The following is a 16040-nucleotide window of genomic DNA, read 5'->3' as shown; positions in this document are numbered from 1 at the left end:
AACCGCTTCGACGCCAAAACAGAAGCGGACAGATCATGTGCTACCAAACCGGACAACTTGATTAGCTACCGACAGAGACTATTACTCTCCAAATGATAGTGGGACCGGTCAATCAGGAGAAATCTTATGCGTGCCATTATCCAGAATTCCGTCGGCGGACCCGATGTCCTTGTCATCGCCGAGCGCCCGGCGCCCTCGCCCAACGCCGGCGAAGTGCTGGTCCGCATCAAGGCGGCCGGGATCAATCCGGTCGATGGCGCCGTGCGCGCCGGCTATTACCCGCTGCTCGGCGAACCACCCTTCATCCTCGGCTGGGACCTTTCGGGAACCGTCGAGGCGCTGGGGCCTGGTGTCAGCGGCCTGAATCCAGGTGACGCGGTGTTCGGCATGCCGCGCTTCCCAAAGCAGGCGGCAGCCTATGCCGAACTGGCCGCGGTGCCCGCCGATGAAATCGCGCGCAAGCCCGCGCACGCCGATTACGTCCAGGCAGGCGCATTGCCGCTGGCCGGCCTCACCGCCTGGCAAGGCCTCGTGCGTCATGGCGCGATAAAAGCCGGCCAGCGCGTGCTGGTCCACGCCGGGGCCGGCGGCGTCGGCCATCTGGCGGTGCAGGTCGCCAAGGCGGGCGGCGCCTGGGTTGCCGCCACCGCCAGCACGGAAAAATTGGATTTCGTCCACAAGCTCGGCGCCGACGAGGTCATCGACTACACCAAGGATGATTTTACCGACAAGGCGAAGGACATCGACCTGGTGCTCGAGACGGTGGGCGGCGAGCACGCCCATCAATCGTTGAAGGTGCTCAGGGACGGCGGCGTGCTGGTGTCACTGCTCGACATCAGTGACAAGACCAGGGCGGATGCCAAGGCGCGAAGCATCCGCGTCGAACGCATGTCCGTTGTTCCCGACCGCGAAGGCCTGCTGGAACTTGGCAGGCTCGTCGATGCGGGAAAGCTTACCGTGCATGTGGCAAAGACCTTCCCGCTAGAACAGGCCGGCGCCGCGCACGCTTTCCTCGCCAGCAAGCCGGTCGGCAAGGTGGTGCTGACGGTCTGAAACGCGCAAATGCTGTCAAGAAACCAAAAGGGCGCGAACTTCGCGCCCTTTTGCAGATTCTTGAGCGTCAGTGCCGGTATTGCTGGATGCGCGTCGTGCGCAGCCCGGCGAGGCCGTATTCGTCGATCGAGGCCTGCCAGGACAGGAACTCCTCGGTGGTCAGCTTGTAGCGCTGGCATGCCTCCTCGAGGCTCAAAAGCCCGCCGCGCACCGCTGCAACCACTTCCGCCTTGCGCCGGATAACCCAGCGACGTGTATTCGTCGGCGGCAGATCGGCAATTGTGAGAGGGCTGCCGTCAGGCCCGATAACATATTTGACTCGCGGTCTAACCAGATCGGTCATCGTACTCTCTACAAAAAACTCAAAGACCCAATCCCCACCACGTTACCGCCACAGCTTTAAAAATTGCCTAAGCAGACCCTAACAGCTAGGTAATGATCATGAACGCCGCGTTAGTCTTTTCGCAAACATTTGAAATATCTGCCGGGAAGTTCCGGATTCGCTCGAAAAATCTGCGCGGTCACCGGGCCGGCAGTTGCCCGCCGATCGGTTCCCGCAAGCTGGCGCAGCCGCCAAGCTTGACCTATATTCGCGTCATTGGCATGCAAGCGCCGCGCAGAACGAAAGAACCATGAACAGCCTCGATCTTCCCGGACGTCCCGAAAACACCCGTATCGTCGTCGCCATGTCGGGCGGCGTCGATTCGTCCGTCGTCGCGGGTCTCTTGAAGCGCGAGGGTTATGATGTCGTCGGCGTCACCTTGCAGCTTTACGATCATGGCGCCGCGACGCACCGGGCCGGGTCCTGCTGTGCCGGGCAGGATATCGATGACGCCCGCCGCGTTTCCGAGACGCTCGGCATTCCGCATTATGTGCTCGACTACGAAGAGCGCTTCCGCAAGGCGGTCATCGATCCCTTCGCTGAGAGCTATGTCGCCGGCGAGACGCCGATCCCTTGCGTTTCCTGCAACCAGACGGTGAAGTTCGCTGATCTGCTGGCCACCGCCAAGGATCTCGGCGCCGACGCGCTGGCCACGGGCCACTACATTCGCTCCGGCGCCAATGGCGCCCATCGCGCGCTCTATAGGCCGGTCGACGCCGATCGCGACCAGAGCTATTTCCTCTTCGCCACCACGCAGGCGCAGATCGATTATCTGCGCTTTCCGCTCGGCGGCCTGCCGAAGCCGCAGGTTCGCGCCATTGCCGAGGAGATGGGCCTGACGGTAGCCGCCAAGCAGGACAGCCAGGACATCTGCTTCGTGCCCCAGGGCAAATATTCCGACATCATTGCCAAGCTGAAGCCGACGGCCGCCAATCCGGGTGACATCGTCCATATCGACGGCCGGGTGCTCGGCCGCCATGAAGGCATTCTGCGCTACACCATCGGCCAGCGCCGCGGCATCGGCGTGGCCTCCGGCGAGCCGCTCTATGTCGTCCATCTCGACGCCGAGCGCGCCCGTGTCGTGGTCGGGCCGCGCGAGGCGCTGGAGACGCACAAGATCTACCTGCGCAACATGAACTGGCTTGGTGACGGCGCGCTGGCCGACATGCCCGCGGGCGGGCTGGAACTGTTCGCCAAGGTCCGCTCGACCAGGCCGCCACGCCCGGCGATGCTGCGTCACGAGGCGGGCGTCACATCGGTCGAATTGGCCGATGGCGAGTCCGGTATCGCGCCTGGACAGGCTTGCGTGCTCTATTCCGACGACGGCAACGAGGCCCGCGTGTTCGGCGGCGGCTTCATCGAACGCTCCGAGCGCGGCGCCGAGGCCGAGGCGATGTTGAGCCGACTTGCCGCGTCACCGGCGCAGGTTCCCGCCGAGTAGGCAACGATCTCTCCGCCGCGACGCGGCCCGATCTTCTTCAGGGATTGGATTTGGTGTGCGTGACCGTACCCGCGGTCAGGATGCGCAGCACCCGGATTGCCTCCTCGCCGCTGGTGCGCGGTTCGGCCCGCGTTTCGATGCAATGGATGAAGTGCTCGAGTTCGCGCGTCAGCGGCATACCTTGGCCAACCGCGACATAGGAGGGCTCATTGGTGGTGAACGCCCATTGGCCGCTGTCCTGCCAGACCGCGTGGCGATAGACGGCGAGCTTGCGCTCCCATGGTTCGACATCGTCGAAGACAGCCATCGCCTTGGTGCCGACCACGGTCAGCCGCCGTTCGCGGTAAGGGTTCAGCCGCGAGGCGAAGAGATGGCTGCGCAAACCGTTGGGAAAGCGCATGTGCAGATGCGCGAAGTCGCTGAGATTGTCGAGCAGCGCCGCCCCTTCGCCGCGCACCTCGATCGGTTCGGTGCCGGTGATGGCCAGGATCATCGACAGGTCATGCGGCGCCAGGTCCCATAGCGCATCGTTCTCGGTGTGGAATTTGCCGAGGCCGAGCCGGTGCGAATGGATGTAGCGGACCTCGCCGAGCTCGCCCTTGTCGATGAGCGCCTTCAGCGTCTCGAACGCGGGATGGAAGCGCAAGACGTGGCCGACCATAAAGACGCGGCCCTTGTCCTTCGCCGCCTGCACCGAGCGCTCGGCATCGGCAACCGTCAACGCGATCGGCTTCTCCACCAGCACGTCCTTGCCGCTTTCGGTGGCGCACACCGCCATCTCGGCATGAAATTGCGGCGGCAGCGCCATGACGATGGCGTCGATGTCATCGCGGACGAACAACTGGTCCGGTTCGATCGCGAGGCAGTCCTGTTCGCTGGCAAAGCCTTCGGCGCGGGCACGGTTGGCGTCGGAGACCGCGTGCAGCGCGCCGAGCGCCTTGAGGGTGCGGATGTGGTTGGAGCCCCAGTATCCGCAACCGAGGACTGCAATGCGCGGCTTCATCTGTTCTCAAACTCTAAAAACTCGTGGCCGAGACATAGCGACGTGCCTCTTCGAACTCAACCCCGGCGGCTGCAACCAATTATCGGCGCGGCAAAGCTTTTCGGCAGCGAGAATAAGCGCCCCTGCCGAGCGGTTCGAAGCTTGACAGGCTCACCCTCCCAACCTTATATCCGCGCGACCTTGGCGAACGCCTCGAAATGCCTTGCGATTTAAGGCGGATTTCGGGCCTTTCGCCGCCCTGGCGGGGTAGCTCAGTTGGTTAGAGCACGGGAATCATAATCCTGGGGTCGGGGGTTCAAGTCCCTCTCCCGCTACCACCTCTCACCTGTACGGCCCGGAGACATAGGTAACAGAATGTACCTAAGACATGGGTGACAACCTCGTGCCGAACGGGTTGTCGATGGTCTGCAAGGTCCTCTGTTCCAGGTCGATATATCCCAGATCATAGTGCATGAAGCTGACGAGCCAAATGCCGTCGTCGACTTCGCTGATGCCGAGCCTTTGGCCGGCGAGCACGGTGGAGATGTTTATCTTCTTCCTGTGCATGCAGATGCGGCCGCAGGCGGTGACGAGAATGTCCTTGTCATGGAAGGGATATCCAGCTCGGGTAGACCTTGATAGGCTCTTGAAGAGCCTCTGTAGAGCTCGGCTGGCACCTTCATGCCGATGGCCTCGTGGGGCCTCTCGTCATTGAATTCGCTCATGAAAGCATCGAACCTGGCCTGCTGCTGCAGGGCGTTCATGCCCGGCGGCCGGGTCGTTTCGGCCTTGAGCGTGCGGTGCATGCGCTCATGGCGAGCGTTCTCGTGCGGGTTGCCAGGCCGGATGCGCTCGATGGCGATGCCGAGCCTCAGCCAGAACACCGACAGCCTCGATAGATTGTGGAGGCCGTTGGGGCTTGCGAAGGGAAGGCCATTGTCGCTTCTAATCGCTTCCGGCAGGCCACGTTCCTTGAAGAGCCGGACGAAAGCCTCGATGACTGGAACCTCCTTTGTCGCTTCAAGGGCTTCGCAGGCCAGCAGATAGCGTGAAGCCTGGTCGGTGACGGTCAGGGGGTAACAGTAGCGGCCGTTGCCGAGCTTGAACTCGCCCTTGAAATCGGCGCACCAGAGATCGTTGGGCTGCATCGCCTGTGACAGTTGCGTGCCCACGGCCTTGTTCGCCCGGTTCCTCTTGCGGGCCTGGCTCACAAGGCCGTGGCGGTCGAGCACGGCATGAACTGTGCTCTTGGCCGGAATGCGCACGTCGCCGGCCAGTTTCCTGATCAGCAACTCCCTGATCTTCCTGGCGCCCCAGTGCGGCTTCTCTTGCTTGTTTTCCACAATCATCCGCTCGATCTGGACCGGCAGTTGGTTGGCATAGCGCACCGGCCGCCGAGAGCGGTCCGTCAGTGCCTCAAGGCCCTCATCCTTGTAGCGATTGAAGATCTTGTAGCCCGTCTTGCGCGAGATGCCGAACTCCCGGCACACATCGCTCATGCCTTCCCCGTCCAGAAGACGGGCCACGAAGCGTAGACGTTCCTCCATCACCGAACACTCTCTCCACGGCATCAACACCTCCGGCCAAAAGCCAAAAGTGTTACCCATGTGTCCGGTACAAAACGTCACCTGTGTCTCGGGTCGCTCACCCGGTCCGTTCCGGACACATAGGTTACGGTTTATACCGGAGACATGGGTAACACTTTTGGCCCGAAGGGGTTTTGGAGTGGTTCGAGCCTGCATGTCTCATCATCGAAATATCCCAAATCGTAGTCCATGAAGCTAGCCAGCCAGATATGGTCCTCGACCTGTTTGATGCCGACGATCTGGCCGGCAAAGACAAGGCTGAGGTTGATCTTCTTTCTGTTATAGCAGATGCGGCCGCAGGTGGTGACGGTGACGGCCTTGTCGTGAAACGGATAGTCGAGGTCTGGTAGGCCGGCATAGGGACGCGTTGAGGGCGCGTAGCGCTCCGCCGGGTAGTCCATGTCGAGCGCCTGGTGCGGGCGTTCTGAGTTGAACTCATCGATGAAGTCATCGAACCTGGCCTGCTGTTGAAGGAAATTGGCACCAGCCGGTTTGGTGGTTTCCTTCTTCAGGGTGAGGTGCATGCCATCAAGGACTGCCCTCTCGATCGCGGGCAGGTAAATAATGCGCCGATTGGAGCAGCTCCCGCTTCACGAACGGCGGAGCACCTGATACGCGTTTTGCCCGTCTTGTCACGATCGTGAACCGACATGCCCGATCCACAGATGCCGCAGCGAAGTAGGCCGGATAACAGGTGAGCCGGGCGACCCTTGAAATGAGAGGATGCGTTCACCCTCGCGACTTTGAGTGCCTGTGCTTTTTGCCAAACGTCGTCGTTGATAATGCGAAGATGCGGAACCTCTTTCGTCTGCCACTGGTCCTTGGGATTTGGCCTGGAGACGCGCTTGCCAGTATCGGGGTTCTTCACCATTCGGATCTTGTTCCAAATGATCCGACCAACGCAGAGTTCGTTAAAGAGCAGACTCACCCCGCGTTGGGCATTTCCGTTGATGGTGGAGCCGTTCCAGCGTGTTCCTCGTGGCGGCGCTATCCCATCGCGTTGAGATCACCAGCTAGGTCTCGTGGGGTTCGACCGGCAGAGTAGGCATCAAAAGTCCTTGCCGCAGTGCCGGTATTCAAAACGTTGCAACAGAACCAGATTTCGAACTGTTCGGCGATTGAGGGACGTGGATTAAAGCAAACCGCGCTTGCCATTTGCGGCGACAGGGGATCGCTTGTGCTCGAGCCCTTTCATCCATTGAAATTACCGGCAAGATTTATTGTCTGCTCAAGATAGCCGTGCAAGCATTCGCCTTGGCACTCCAAACAAACTGGCCGTGCTTCAGCGCAGGAAGCCCAACGCTGCGATGGTGGCGGTGGCATGGCTTGACTCTGCAAAGATCACGCAGCCGGCGGGATGAACGGTTGCGACACTGGAGAAAAGCATGGAACAGGAACAAGCCACGATGGCGCGTGTGACGTGGCGTCTGGTTCCGCTGCTGATCGCAGCTTATCTCATCGCATATCTCGATCGCGTCAATGTCAGTTTCGCCGCGATAAGAATGAACGCTGACCTCGGCCTCTCGGCAGCCGCTTATGGTTTCGGCGCCGGGATATTCTTCATCACCTACACCCTGTTCGAGGTGCCTTCTAACATCATACTGGAAAAGGTGGGCGCGAGGCGCTGGATCGCGCGGATCATGCTGACCTGGGGCCTGGTCTCGGGCGCCATGGCATTCGTGACCGGCGAGACCAGTTTCTACATCCTGCGGGCTTTGCTCGGCATTGCCGAAGCCGGCTTTTTCCCGGGGGTCGTCTTCTATCTGTCTCTCTGGTTCCCTGCCGGGTATCGTGGGCGCATCTCCAGCTATTTCATGGTGGCCATTCCGCTCTCGACAGTGATTGGAGCCCCTCTCTCTGGGATAATTCTTGGAATGGACGGCATGCTCGGATTTACCGGCTGGCAATGGCTGTTCATCATCGAAGCGGTGCCCGCGATCGTGCTGGCGGTGATTGTCTTCTGGTATCTGACCGACAGGCCCGCGGAAGCGGGATGGCTTGAACCGGACCAGCGCAACTGGCTGCAGGCGCGCATGGATGCCGAGAACAAGGAGGACGCCGGCGGCCACCACAGCATCGCCGCGGCTCTCAAAAGCCCCAGGGTCCTGGCCCTCGGTCTCGTGTGCTTCGGAGCAGTCATCACGAATTACGGCGTCAGCTTTTTTCTGCCGCAGATCATATCCGGCTTCGGCCTGTCCGCCCTTGCGACCGGCTTCGTCGCAGCCCTGCCCTATGTCGTGGGCGCCGTTGGCATGATCTGGTGGGGACGGCGTTCGGATACTCGCGGCGAGCGTAAGATACACACTGCGATCGCTATCGCGGTGGCCGTCATCAGCCTGATCGTTTCCACTATGCTGTCGGATCCCGTTCTAAAGATCACCGCCATATCGATCGCCGGCTTCGGCATGTTTGCCTATCTCGGCCCGTTCTGGGCCATACCGAACACCTTCCTGCGCGGACCGGCCCTCGCCGCGGGCATAGCGGCCATCAATTCCATCGCTAACGTAGCCGGGTTCACCGGGCCTTACATCGTAGGTTACGTCAAGACGCTGACCGGGAGTTTCGAAGGCGGGCTGCTGGCTTTGGCCGGGCTCGGCTGCGTCGCGATCGTCATCCTGCTCTGCCTTCCGATCGAGCGTACCGCGCCGCTCGCACGGACAAAGCCGCATCCCGCGGAATAGTGATTATGGGGCTTCACAGCCTGGGAGGACGGAAATGGACTATATCGAGGTCAATGGCACATCGCTGCGCTACGACCTGCATGGCGCGAGCGGCCCCATCCTGGTGATGATCCATGAGATGGGAGGCATGATCGAGAACTGGGATATGGTCGCGCCACGGTTTGCGCAGAGGTTCAGGGTTCTCCGCTACGATACGCGTGGCTGCGGCCTGTCGGCGAAGGTAGGCGGCGAACTGTCGGTCGAATTGCTGAGCGACGATCTCCTGGCGCTCCTCGATGCGCTCGGCTTGAGGGAGCCGGTGGCGCTCGCGGCATGCGCCCTGGGCGCGGCGACGGCCTTCGCGTTCGCCGCGCGTTTTCCGGAACGGACGTCGGCAGTCGTCGTGATGAGTCCGGCGATCGACATGAAGCCGGAAGATCGGCCCAGCCGGCGCGCCATGCTCCAGAACGTATTGCGTGACGGGATGCAATCCATCGTCGACGGTGCGATGGCAAGCGGATACCCGCCAGTGTTGCGCGAACGCGATCCCGAACGATTCCGCGCCTTCCGGGCGCGCTGGCTCGGCAACGACCCTCACAGCTTCGTCGCTCACTACGAATTGTTGAGCGACATGGACATCGCCCACTACGTCGAGGCCGTGCGATGCCCGGCACTTGGTATCGGCGGCACGCTAGATGTGTTCCGCTCCCCCGAATATGTGCGCAACGTCATGCGTTCCATCCCGGACGTCGAGTTCGTCACCATCGAGACGAGCCATCACCAGACGGTCGAGACACCTGAGGAAATCGCCGACGCGATCGACGGCTTCTTAAAGCGTCGCGTGTTGAGCCTAGCCTAGCCCGATCGAAGGATGCGACCGATGAAACTCTATTATTCCCACCGCTCTCCATATGTGCGTCTTGTCATGGTTGCGATCCATTGGGCGGGTCTGGCTCAGCGCATCAAATTGATGAACACGGTCGTCGACATCTACCGACCGTTGCCGGATCTGATGCGGGACAACCCGCTGACCAAGATTCCGACACTGGTTCTCGACGATGGCAGCGCGATCTATGATTCACGTGTCATCTGCGAATATCTCGACGGCTGCCATCAAGGGCCGCGTCTCTTTCCCGAGCAAGGAAAGGCGCGCGTGGAGGCGTTGCGCCGCTTGGCGCTGGGCCACGGCACGATCGACTTGCTTCTGGCCTGGTTCACGGAGCGGAACCGGCCGGGCGCCTTGAAGTCACCTGAATTCGTCGCCGCGCTGGAGACCAAACATCAAAACGTCCTGGACCGGATGAACGACGAAGTACCCGACCTGATCGCGACGCCGTTCTCGATCGGCCACGCAGCCATCGGCACGGCCCTGTCCTACTCGAATTTTCGTTTTGGCACGCTCGACTGGCGCACGGGGCGTCAGGCACTGGCCGATTGGCACGATGAGTTCCTGAAAGTACCGGCGGTGGCGGCGGACCCGTTCTTCGACGACCTGGCGGCGGCAGCCAGTTAACTGAAATCCACCGCAAGCCGTTGAGAAATCTTCCGAAAACCTCGAAATGATTATATCCACCAGCTTGATCCGCCGCCGGGAGGACATTTCGCCCGCCGCATTTAAAAGCCATTGGCTCGATCCTCATGGGCCATTGACGGCGAAATTGCCCGGCGCGCGCAAATACGACCAGAACCATGTAGTTGCCGACGCGCCCGGAACGAATGACGTGGCACGCCGGCTCCGCGTCGATGGATTTCCCGTGCTTGCCTTCGACAGCCCGGAAAGCCGTCGCTTGTCGCATGGCTCGCCCGAAATGGCGGCTTGCAACAAGGATTCCCTTTTTTTCATCGGCGCCGTCGCACGGGTGATCAGCGACGATGGTGGGGCGCAGGCGCCGGCCGGACCCGAAACCGCGATCAAGCAGCTTCTTCTGGTCCCGGGGGACAGGGGAGTCTTCGCCCTGCCGGACGTCATCGCCGAGCTCGATGGCGTCCTTGGCTCGATCTCGCATACTATCCTCGAGCAGGGAGCGGCCCCCAGTAGTGCCGTCCCATTCATCGGTTTCGGGGTGAGCGCCCTGGCGGAGCTATGGGTTCGCGACGATAGGTCAGTCGTCGCGAATGCGGCCCGGCTCGAACAGGAAGCTCCCGAAGTCGCGACCTTCGCCGTTCAGGTGCACAGGTTCTTCTGAATACAGTCCCAGTTTCGTGGGGCGGAAACATCAGGGCGGGTAGCGGCCGCGCTCGCCGCGAGCTCTCCATAGATAGTCTTACCTTGCCGAAAAATTGTGCGACGGGCATTGCTCGTCGCACAATACGTGCCGGAGATTCCGGTCGATCACTCCAGCACCATCACGTCGCTTGGCTTGACGCTGAGCGTGATAGGCCGGCCACGCTCCATCGCACGGAAATCCCTGGTCGTCAGTCGCCGCACATTGACCGTCTCGGCATCGCCCAGGCGAACCTGGATATCGACGACACCACCCGTAAGGGTAACATCTTCCACCGCACCGGTAACGGTATTCGGCCCCTGTTCGCCATCCGTTGCGAGGGCGAAGGATTCCGGGCGGATCATGATCTTGGCCGTGGGCGCGGACAAGGACGTCGCAACGCCCGCTATCTGGAAGCCGCTCCGGGTAGACAGCTTCGCCTCTGTTCCACTGGAGACGACAGAAACGTCGAGAATGTTGGATTCTCCGAGGAAATCGGCGGCGAAGACGGTCCGCGGCCTGAAATACAGATCATCAGGGGTCCCGATCTGCTCCACCCGGCCCCCGTTCATCAGACAGATGCGGTCGGACAGGACCAACGCCTCGCTCTGGTCATGCGTGACATAGAGCAGAGTGACGCCCAGTGTCCGGTGGATGCGCTTAACTTCGAGCTGCAACTGATCGCGAAGCTTCTTGTCGAGCGCGCCGAGCGGCTCGTCCATCAGGATCAGATCCGGATTGTAGACGAGGCACCTGGCAATGGCGATGCGCTGCTGCTGACCACCGGACAGTTCCTTCGGCTTGCGCGCCCCGTAGCCGCCCAACCGGATCACATCGAGAACTTCGTCCACCTTTTTCCTTATTTCCGTCTCGGAGCATTTCCTCACCCTGAGAGGAAAGGCGATATTCTCGAACACGGTCATATGCGGCATCAGCGCATAGTTCTGGAACACCATGCCAAGTTCGCGCTGGTTGGGCCGCAATCCGGTGACGTTGCGCCCTCCTATCCAGATCGTCCCCGCTGAAGCGGCGATCGATCCCGATATCAGGTTGAGGATTGTGGTCTTGCCGGAACCGCTCGGTCCGAGCAGCGTCAGGAATTCACCCTTGGCAATCTCCAGGGACGTGGGAGACAGCGCCCGCACGGCGCCATAGTCTTTCCCGACGGCGTCCAGCCGGACCATCGCTTCCGTCATCGGTCATTCCTTTGCAGCAAGGACATCGCGACGCACGCGCCGAACGACAGGACAGTCAGCAGACTCGAAATCGCCGCGAGAACCGGAGAAATCTCCCAATGGATGCTGCTGTACATCTTCACCGGCAGCGTTTCCGATTGAACGCTCGAGATGAAGTAGGAAATAACGACCTCATCGAACGACAGAAGGAAGGCGAACAGGCCTGCCACGACAAGCGAAGGCACGACCAGCGGCAGCACGACTTTCCAGATGATGCGCAGTCTGCCCGCTCCCATCGTTTGCGCGGCCAGTTCAAGGTTGCGGTCCACGTAGCGAAGGCCGGTGAAGGCGGTGACTATGACGAAGGGAACCGTAACCACGGTATGGGCCGCGACAAGTCCGAAAGTGGTGCCGACCAAGCCGAGCTGTGACAGGTAGAGATACATCGCGAGCGCAATGGCGATGTGGGGCATGAACATCGGGCTGAGCAGCAGGATCGTCAGCGGTCCCTTGCCTGTGAAATCGGCCCTGGTGATCCCGTACGCGGCGGAAAATCCCAATACTAGCGACGCGGCCATGGTCGCCAGGCCTACCTTCACGCTTTGCGCGGTGACAGCCATCCAGGTCGATTCCTGGAAATACTGCCGGTAGAGTTCGAGCGAATACGAACGGGGCGGGAATACGAGTTCGCTTCCTGTGCCGAACGACATCGGAATGACGATCAGGCTCGGCAGGACGAGAAACACGTAGCCGAAAATGGCCGCCGCGATTCCGATACGTGGAAGGAAGCGTTCCGCGAGTGATGCGGCGCCGGGAAGTCGTTCAGCCATGATTTCCCAGCCCCCCGCCCCTGATACGCGAAATGAGAGCGCTCAATGCCGCCGTCATGACGATCAGCATCACCGTAAGGGCGGCAGCCAAGCCCCAGTCCAGCGTCTGCCGGATATGCATCTCCACCAGATTGGCCAGCATCATGTCTTTCGGCCCGCCAAGCAGCGCCGGCGTCACAAACATCCCCAGCGACAGGACGACACAGATGAGACAGCCGGCGCCGACGCCCGGCAGGCTGAGCGGCAGCGTGATGCTGCGAAATATCTTCAGCCGGCCCGCTCCCATCACTTCGGCCGCTCTTCGTAAGTCCGGATTCTGGGCCATCAGGCTGGTCAGTATGGCGAAGATCATGAAGGGCAGCAGGTAGTGAGCCATACCTATGATAACCCCCGGTCGGTTGAAGAGCAGCTTCAATCCGGTCTCGGGGCCGAACAGGGCGCGGGCAATGGTATTGATGACGCCGTCCTGCCCTAGCAGCACGGTGAAGGCGAAGCTCTTGACGAGAATGCTGGTCCAGAACGGCAGCAGGACCAACGTCATCAGCATTGTACGTCGCCGCGGCGGCTGCTTGTAGAGATGATAGGCCACCGGGTAGGCGATCAGAAGCGTCACGATCGTCGACAGGCCGCTGATCTCAAGGGTCGAACGCAGAACTCGCACGTAGAGCAGCGATGTGAACAGTTCCTGGTAGTTCGACCCGGTCAGGACCGGATCGAACAGACTGGCCAGAACGACCATCCCGAGCGGCAGCAGGAAGAAAACGACAAAGAATGCCGCGATGGGAAGGACAAATATGATCATTCGGCCGCACTCACGCGAACGCCGTCACCGACCGGGTGGATGTGAACGTCACGTCAAGCGCCACTCGAGAAAGCGACGGCTCGTCTCGACGTAATTCTGGGCCCACCAGTCGACATCCACGAACATGACTTCTGGATCGTCGAATTTCGGCTGATTGGCTTGAACCTCCGCCTTCATGAGCGGAACCGCGCCCGGATGTATAGGAGTGGAACCGGTCTGATTGCAGAATTCGGCTTGCAGGTCGGGCCGCAGGAAATGCCCCATAAGCTGCATGGCCATGTCGCGCTTCTTTGTCCCCTTGGGGATTACGTGCGTTCCCGGCGTCAGGAAGTTCGGCCCGTAGGCAAAATCGACCGAAGACCCCTGCTTCTGCGCGGCCTCGATGCGTGAACTGTAGGTGAATACGAAATCCACCTCATTGTTCTGCAGGAGTGACACGGTCTGGGGCGTTTCCGCGATCCAGTGCGCAACGCTCTGCTTGATCTTGTCGAGCGACGCGAACGCGCGATCGACATCGATGGGATAGACATCCCGCGGAGCGACGCCATCTGCTATCAAGGCCATCTCCAAATTGTCTTCGGGCCGCGAGCGCAGTCCCCGCCTGCCGGGAAAACGTTCGATGTCCCAGAATTCCGCCCAACCGGTCGGATGCTTGCCGGCGGGGAATTTCTCGGGATTGAAGCCTATGCCGCCCCGGGAAAAATAATAGGTGTTGAAGAATTTGGACTGGCCCCGCTCAAGCGGCCCGTTCTTGTGGACAACCGCATAATCAATCTCCTCCAGCAGCCCATCATTGCCAGCTGCCGACGCTTGCGGCCCGATAAGATTGACAAGGTCCCATTCGATATTTCCGGTCTGCACCTGCGCCTTCAACTTGGCCAGGTCTGCGCCGGGATTGGAGATGATCTCGATGCCGGTTTCCTTGGTGAACGATTCGATGAATACCTTGTTGATTACGTCCTGCGTCGAACCGCCATATCCGATATAGACAAGAGATTCAGCGGCCCGAGAGCGGGTCGTCAGTAGACTTGGCGCGGCCAAACCGATGCCCACCGCTGCCGAGTTTCTCAAAAACTGTCGGCGCGTCACGGTTTTGTGGATCGAATTCTTGGATATCATCGACATTACACCCCCTCCCGATGGTGAAAGTGCGCCAAGGCGCTCTTCAGTCTGATGTGAAAATCATACCAAGCAGCGGCCTTTGCCTGCGCGCTTGAATCCGCCGAATTCCGGACAATGAAATTGGCCTGCATTCAACCAGATTTGGAAATAGCCCACCGGCCCCGGCGCGGCGTCCTTGCCCCGGTTCAGAAAAGATCACGTCGCTCACTTTGCACGGATATGAATTCGGCCATCGCCTGGGCCGGCCAGATGTCTAGGACCGAGTGAGGGAGTTTCGGATCTGGCGCGATTTGCACGGCGCCGATGCGCTCCAGCGCATCTTCGGGCACAAACGTGCTCGCCATTGCTCTATGCCTACGCGCCGACGGCAGGCGCAAGACAGGCACGGCTCAAATGGCCTCGCGACTTCTGCGCCCGGGCGACCGACCCAATTGAGGTCAGCGCTTGTTCAGCAGCCCCATGTCGCCTGCAATGTCGTGGATGAGGAATTTCCTGCTGAACAGCCATTGGCCGCCGACTTCCTTGAAGCTGTCTTTGTAGGTGCCGCCCATCACCGGGATCAGTCCAGCTTCCGATTCCCTGACGATGAGGTAATCGGAAACGGCGGATGCCTCCTTGCCCGCCACCTCGATCGCGGTGTTGCAGATGTAGTGCTTGCGCTGGGGGCCGTTTCCCTTCGTTGGAACGACCGTCGCCAGGAAGGCTTCGATCTCGCCTCGCCCCGTCGCGGCGCCATAATCGGTTTCCCATAAGCCATCCTCGGCGAACAGGGAGGCGACTCCAGCGAAATTGCAGGCATCGAGGTTATGGCAGTATTTCGCCATCGCTTCGCGGATGGCATCCTTTGCCAACAGGACGTCAAGTGTGCTCATTTTCAACTCCGGGATCGACCGTGCCACAAGAGGACGCGTTGCTGCTGTTGTCACTGAAATCTTCCGTCAGGGGGTTGGCCTTCGCCAGTTGCGATCGCAGGAGCGACAGCTTCTCGTCGATCCGCTCGATGGCATCCGCGCCGAGGATAAGGTGCAAGGGCGGATCCGCCTCGCTCGCCAGGTTCCATACGGCCGCTGCCACGGCGCGTACGTCGCTGCCCCTGCGAGCGGCATTGCGCCCAAGTTCGTCCGTGCGTGCGCCGGCGGTCGCCTGATAGGCCTCCATCCGGACATCCGCCTGCCAGATCGAAGGACCGTTGAAACCGGTGCGCATTCCGCCCGGCGCGACCATAGACACCCTGATGCCCATGCCGGCGACCTCCTTGCGGAGTGCTTCCGTTAAGCCTTCCAGCGCAAACTTGGTGGCGCAATACGCGCCAGTTCCGGGATTTGAGACAAATCCGGCCACAGAGCCAATGTTAATGATGAACCCACTGCCGCGCTCGCGCATCGAAGGCAGCACTTCGCGTATCAGCGTAGCGACTCCGAAGAAATTGACGTCGAATAGGGCGCGCAGGCTCGTGTCGGACGTCTCCTCGATCGCGCCGTGAATTCCCTGCCCCGCATTGTTCACCAATATGTCGATGCGGCCCGCCCATTGTTCCACCTTGCGAACGGCTGCACGAATGCTTTCGGAGTTGCTGACATCAAGCGCCACAGGCAATGCCGTGTCTGGAAATTCAGCAAATACCGGGTCTGCCGGGGACATTTTGCGTCCCGTCAGCGCCACCCGGTCTCCACGAGCGAGCGCGGCACGGGCGATAGCTGAGCCAAGCCCCTTGCTGGCCCCCGTTACGAGCCAAATACGCATGTTTCCTCCGCATACTCGAACCCGAGGGGAAAGAACAAGCTCACGCACATATCCGTCGCG

Annotated in this window: 16 protein-coding genes, 1 tRNA gene and 2 pseudogenes; 8 read left to right on the top strand and 11 right to left on the bottom strand. The window is 60.8% G+C overall.

Translation table 11 applies throughout. From position 1 onward, the window contains the following. Positions 1-126: 126 nt before the first annotated feature. Positions 127-1053: an NADP-dependent oxidoreductase gene (locus FJ951_RS26505; protein WP_140518054.1), complete on the top strand. Its 927-nt coding sequence runs from the start codon at positions 127-129 to the stop codon at positions 1051-1053. Between the two features lie 67 nt (positions 1054-1120). Here FJ951_RS26505 and FJ951_RS26500 read toward each other — a convergent pair whose 3' ends face one another. Next, a complete protein-coding gene (locus FJ951_RS26500) occupies positions 1121-1396 on the bottom strand; it encodes a DUF1153 domain-containing protein (RefSeq protein WP_006203587.1) in 276 nt (91 codons plus the stop codon). A 98-nt stretch (positions 1397-1494) separates the two neighbouring features. Here FJ951_RS26500 and FJ951_RS26495 point away from each other — a divergent pair, with 98 nt between their 5' ends. Next, entirely contained in the window at positions 1495-1689 is a 195-nt protein-coding gene (locus FJ951_RS26495; RefSeq protein ID WP_140518053.1) for a hypothetical protein, read from the top strand. Beyond that, a complete protein-coding gene (mnmA, locus tag FJ951_RS26490) occupies positions 1686-2876 on the top strand; it encodes a tRNA 2-thiouridine(34) synthase MnmA (protein WP_140496104.1) in 1191 nt (396 codons plus the stop codon). Before FJ951_RS26495 ends, mnmA begins: the two co-directional genes overlap by 4 nt. Positions 2877-2913: 37 nt before the next feature. On the opposite strand, the gene FJ951_RS26485 is transcribed toward mnmA, so the two are convergent. Then, a complete protein-coding gene (locus FJ951_RS26485) occupies positions 2914-3879 on the bottom strand; it encodes a Gfo/Idh/MocA family oxidoreductase (protein ID WP_140518052.1) in 966 nt (321 codons plus the stop codon). A gap of 240 nt (positions 3880-4119) precedes the next feature. On the opposite strand from FJ951_RS26485, the gene FJ951_RS26480 reads away from it, so the two are divergent. Then, positions 4120-4196, top strand: a tRNA-Met gene (locus tag FJ951_RS26480). Positions 4197-4239: 43 nt separating this feature from the next. On the opposite strand, the pseudogene FJ951_RS26475 reads toward FJ951_RS26480, so the two are convergent. The 3 genes and pseudogenes from FJ951_RS26475 to FJ951_RS26465 form a co-directional block, all read right to left on the bottom strand. Next, positions 4240-5429 (bottom strand): annotated as a pseudogene (locus FJ951_RS26475) (IS481 family transposase). A gap of 107 nt (positions 5430-5536) precedes the next feature. Further along, positions 5537-5974: pseudogene (locus tag FJ951_RS26470) on the bottom strand (integrase); the annotation flags it as partial. Next, positions 5953-6396 (bottom strand): recombinase zinc beta ribbon domain-containing protein, encoded by a 444-nt coding sequence (locus tag FJ951_RS26465; protein WP_246671788.1) that lies wholly within the window; start codon positions 6394-6396, stop codon positions 5953-5955. The pseudogene FJ951_RS26470 and the gene FJ951_RS26465, both read right to left, overlap by 22 nt. 433 nt (positions 6397-6829) lie before the next feature. On the opposite strand from FJ951_RS26465, the gene FJ951_RS26460 reads away from it, so the two are divergent. Genes FJ951_RS26460 through FJ951_RS26445 form a run of 4 tightly spaced genes read left to right on the top strand, consistent with a single transcriptional unit; the run spans position 6830 to position 10290 of the window. After that, on the top strand, positions 6830-8125 hold the full coding sequence (locus FJ951_RS26460; protein ID WP_140518051.1) for an MFS transporter: 1296 nt from the start codon (positions 6830-6832) through the stop codon (positions 8123-8125). Positions 8126-8159: 34 nt separating this feature from the next. Further along, positions 8160-8963, top strand: a complete 804-nt coding sequence (locus FJ951_RS26455) for an alpha/beta hydrolase (protein ID WP_140518050.1) — start codon at positions 8160-8162, stop codon at positions 8961-8963. A 21-nt stretch (positions 8964-8984) separates the two neighbouring features. Beyond that, positions 8985-9617: a glutathione S-transferase gene (locus FJ951_RS26450; RefSeq protein ID WP_140518049.1), complete on the top strand. Its 633-nt coding sequence runs from the start codon at positions 8985-8987 to the stop codon at positions 9615-9617. Between the two features lie 46 nt (positions 9618-9663). Beyond that, positions 9664-10290, top strand: coding sequence for an EthD family reductase (locus FJ951_RS26445; protein ID WP_140518048.1), 627 nt, complete (start codon positions 9664-9666; stop codon positions 10288-10290). Positions 10291-10436: 146 nt separating this feature from the next. Here FJ951_RS26445 and FJ951_RS26440 read toward each other — a convergent pair whose 3' ends face one another. The 6 genes from FJ951_RS26440 to FJ951_RS26415 form a co-directional block, all read right to left on the bottom strand. Then, positions 10437-11504: an ABC transporter ATP-binding protein gene (locus FJ951_RS26440; protein ID WP_140518047.1), complete on the bottom strand. Its 1068-nt coding sequence runs from the start codon at positions 11502-11504 to the stop codon at positions 10437-10439. Beyond that, positions 11501-12313 carry an ABC transporter permease gene (locus FJ951_RS26435; protein ID WP_140518046.1) on the bottom strand — a complete coding sequence of 271 codons (813 nt, stop codon included), beginning with the start codon at positions 12311-12313 and terminating at the stop codon, positions 11501-11503. Before FJ951_RS26435 ends, FJ951_RS26440 begins: the two co-directional genes overlap by 4 nt. Next, positions 12306-13115 carry an ABC transporter permease gene (locus FJ951_RS26430; RefSeq protein WP_140518045.1) on the bottom strand — a complete coding sequence of 270 codons (810 nt, stop codon included), beginning with the start codon at positions 13113-13115 and terminating at the stop codon, positions 12306-12308. The genes FJ951_RS26435 and FJ951_RS26430 overlap by 8 nt, the downstream gene beginning before the upstream one ends. Positions 13116-13163: 48 nt before the next feature. Continuing rightward, on the bottom strand, positions 13164-14240 hold the full coding sequence (locus FJ951_RS26425; RefSeq protein WP_140518044.1) for an ABC transporter substrate-binding protein: 1077 nt from the start codon (positions 14238-14240) through the stop codon (positions 13164-13166). A 434-nt stretch (positions 14241-14674) separates the two neighbouring features. Further along, positions 14675-15109 carry a nuclear transport factor 2 family protein gene (locus tag FJ951_RS26420; RefSeq protein ID WP_140518043.1) on the bottom strand — a complete coding sequence of 145 codons (435 nt, stop codon included), beginning with the start codon at positions 15107-15109 and terminating at the stop codon, positions 14675-14677. Continuing rightward, positions 15096-15980 carry an SDR family NAD(P)-dependent oxidoreductase gene (locus FJ951_RS26415; protein ID WP_140518042.1) on the bottom strand — a complete coding sequence of 295 codons (885 nt, stop codon included), beginning with the start codon at positions 15978-15980 and terminating at the stop codon, positions 15096-15098. Before FJ951_RS26415 ends, FJ951_RS26420 begins: the two co-directional genes overlap by 14 nt. Positions 15981-16040: the final 60 nt, after the last annotated feature.

Origin of the sequence: Mesorhizobium sp. B2-2-3 (assembly GCF_006442405.1) — a bacterium.
Classification (GTDB): domain Bacteria; phylum Pseudomonadota; class Alphaproteobacteria; order Rhizobiales; family Rhizobiaceae; genus Mesorhizobium.
This window is presented reverse-complemented; position numbering and strand designations above follow the sequence as displayed.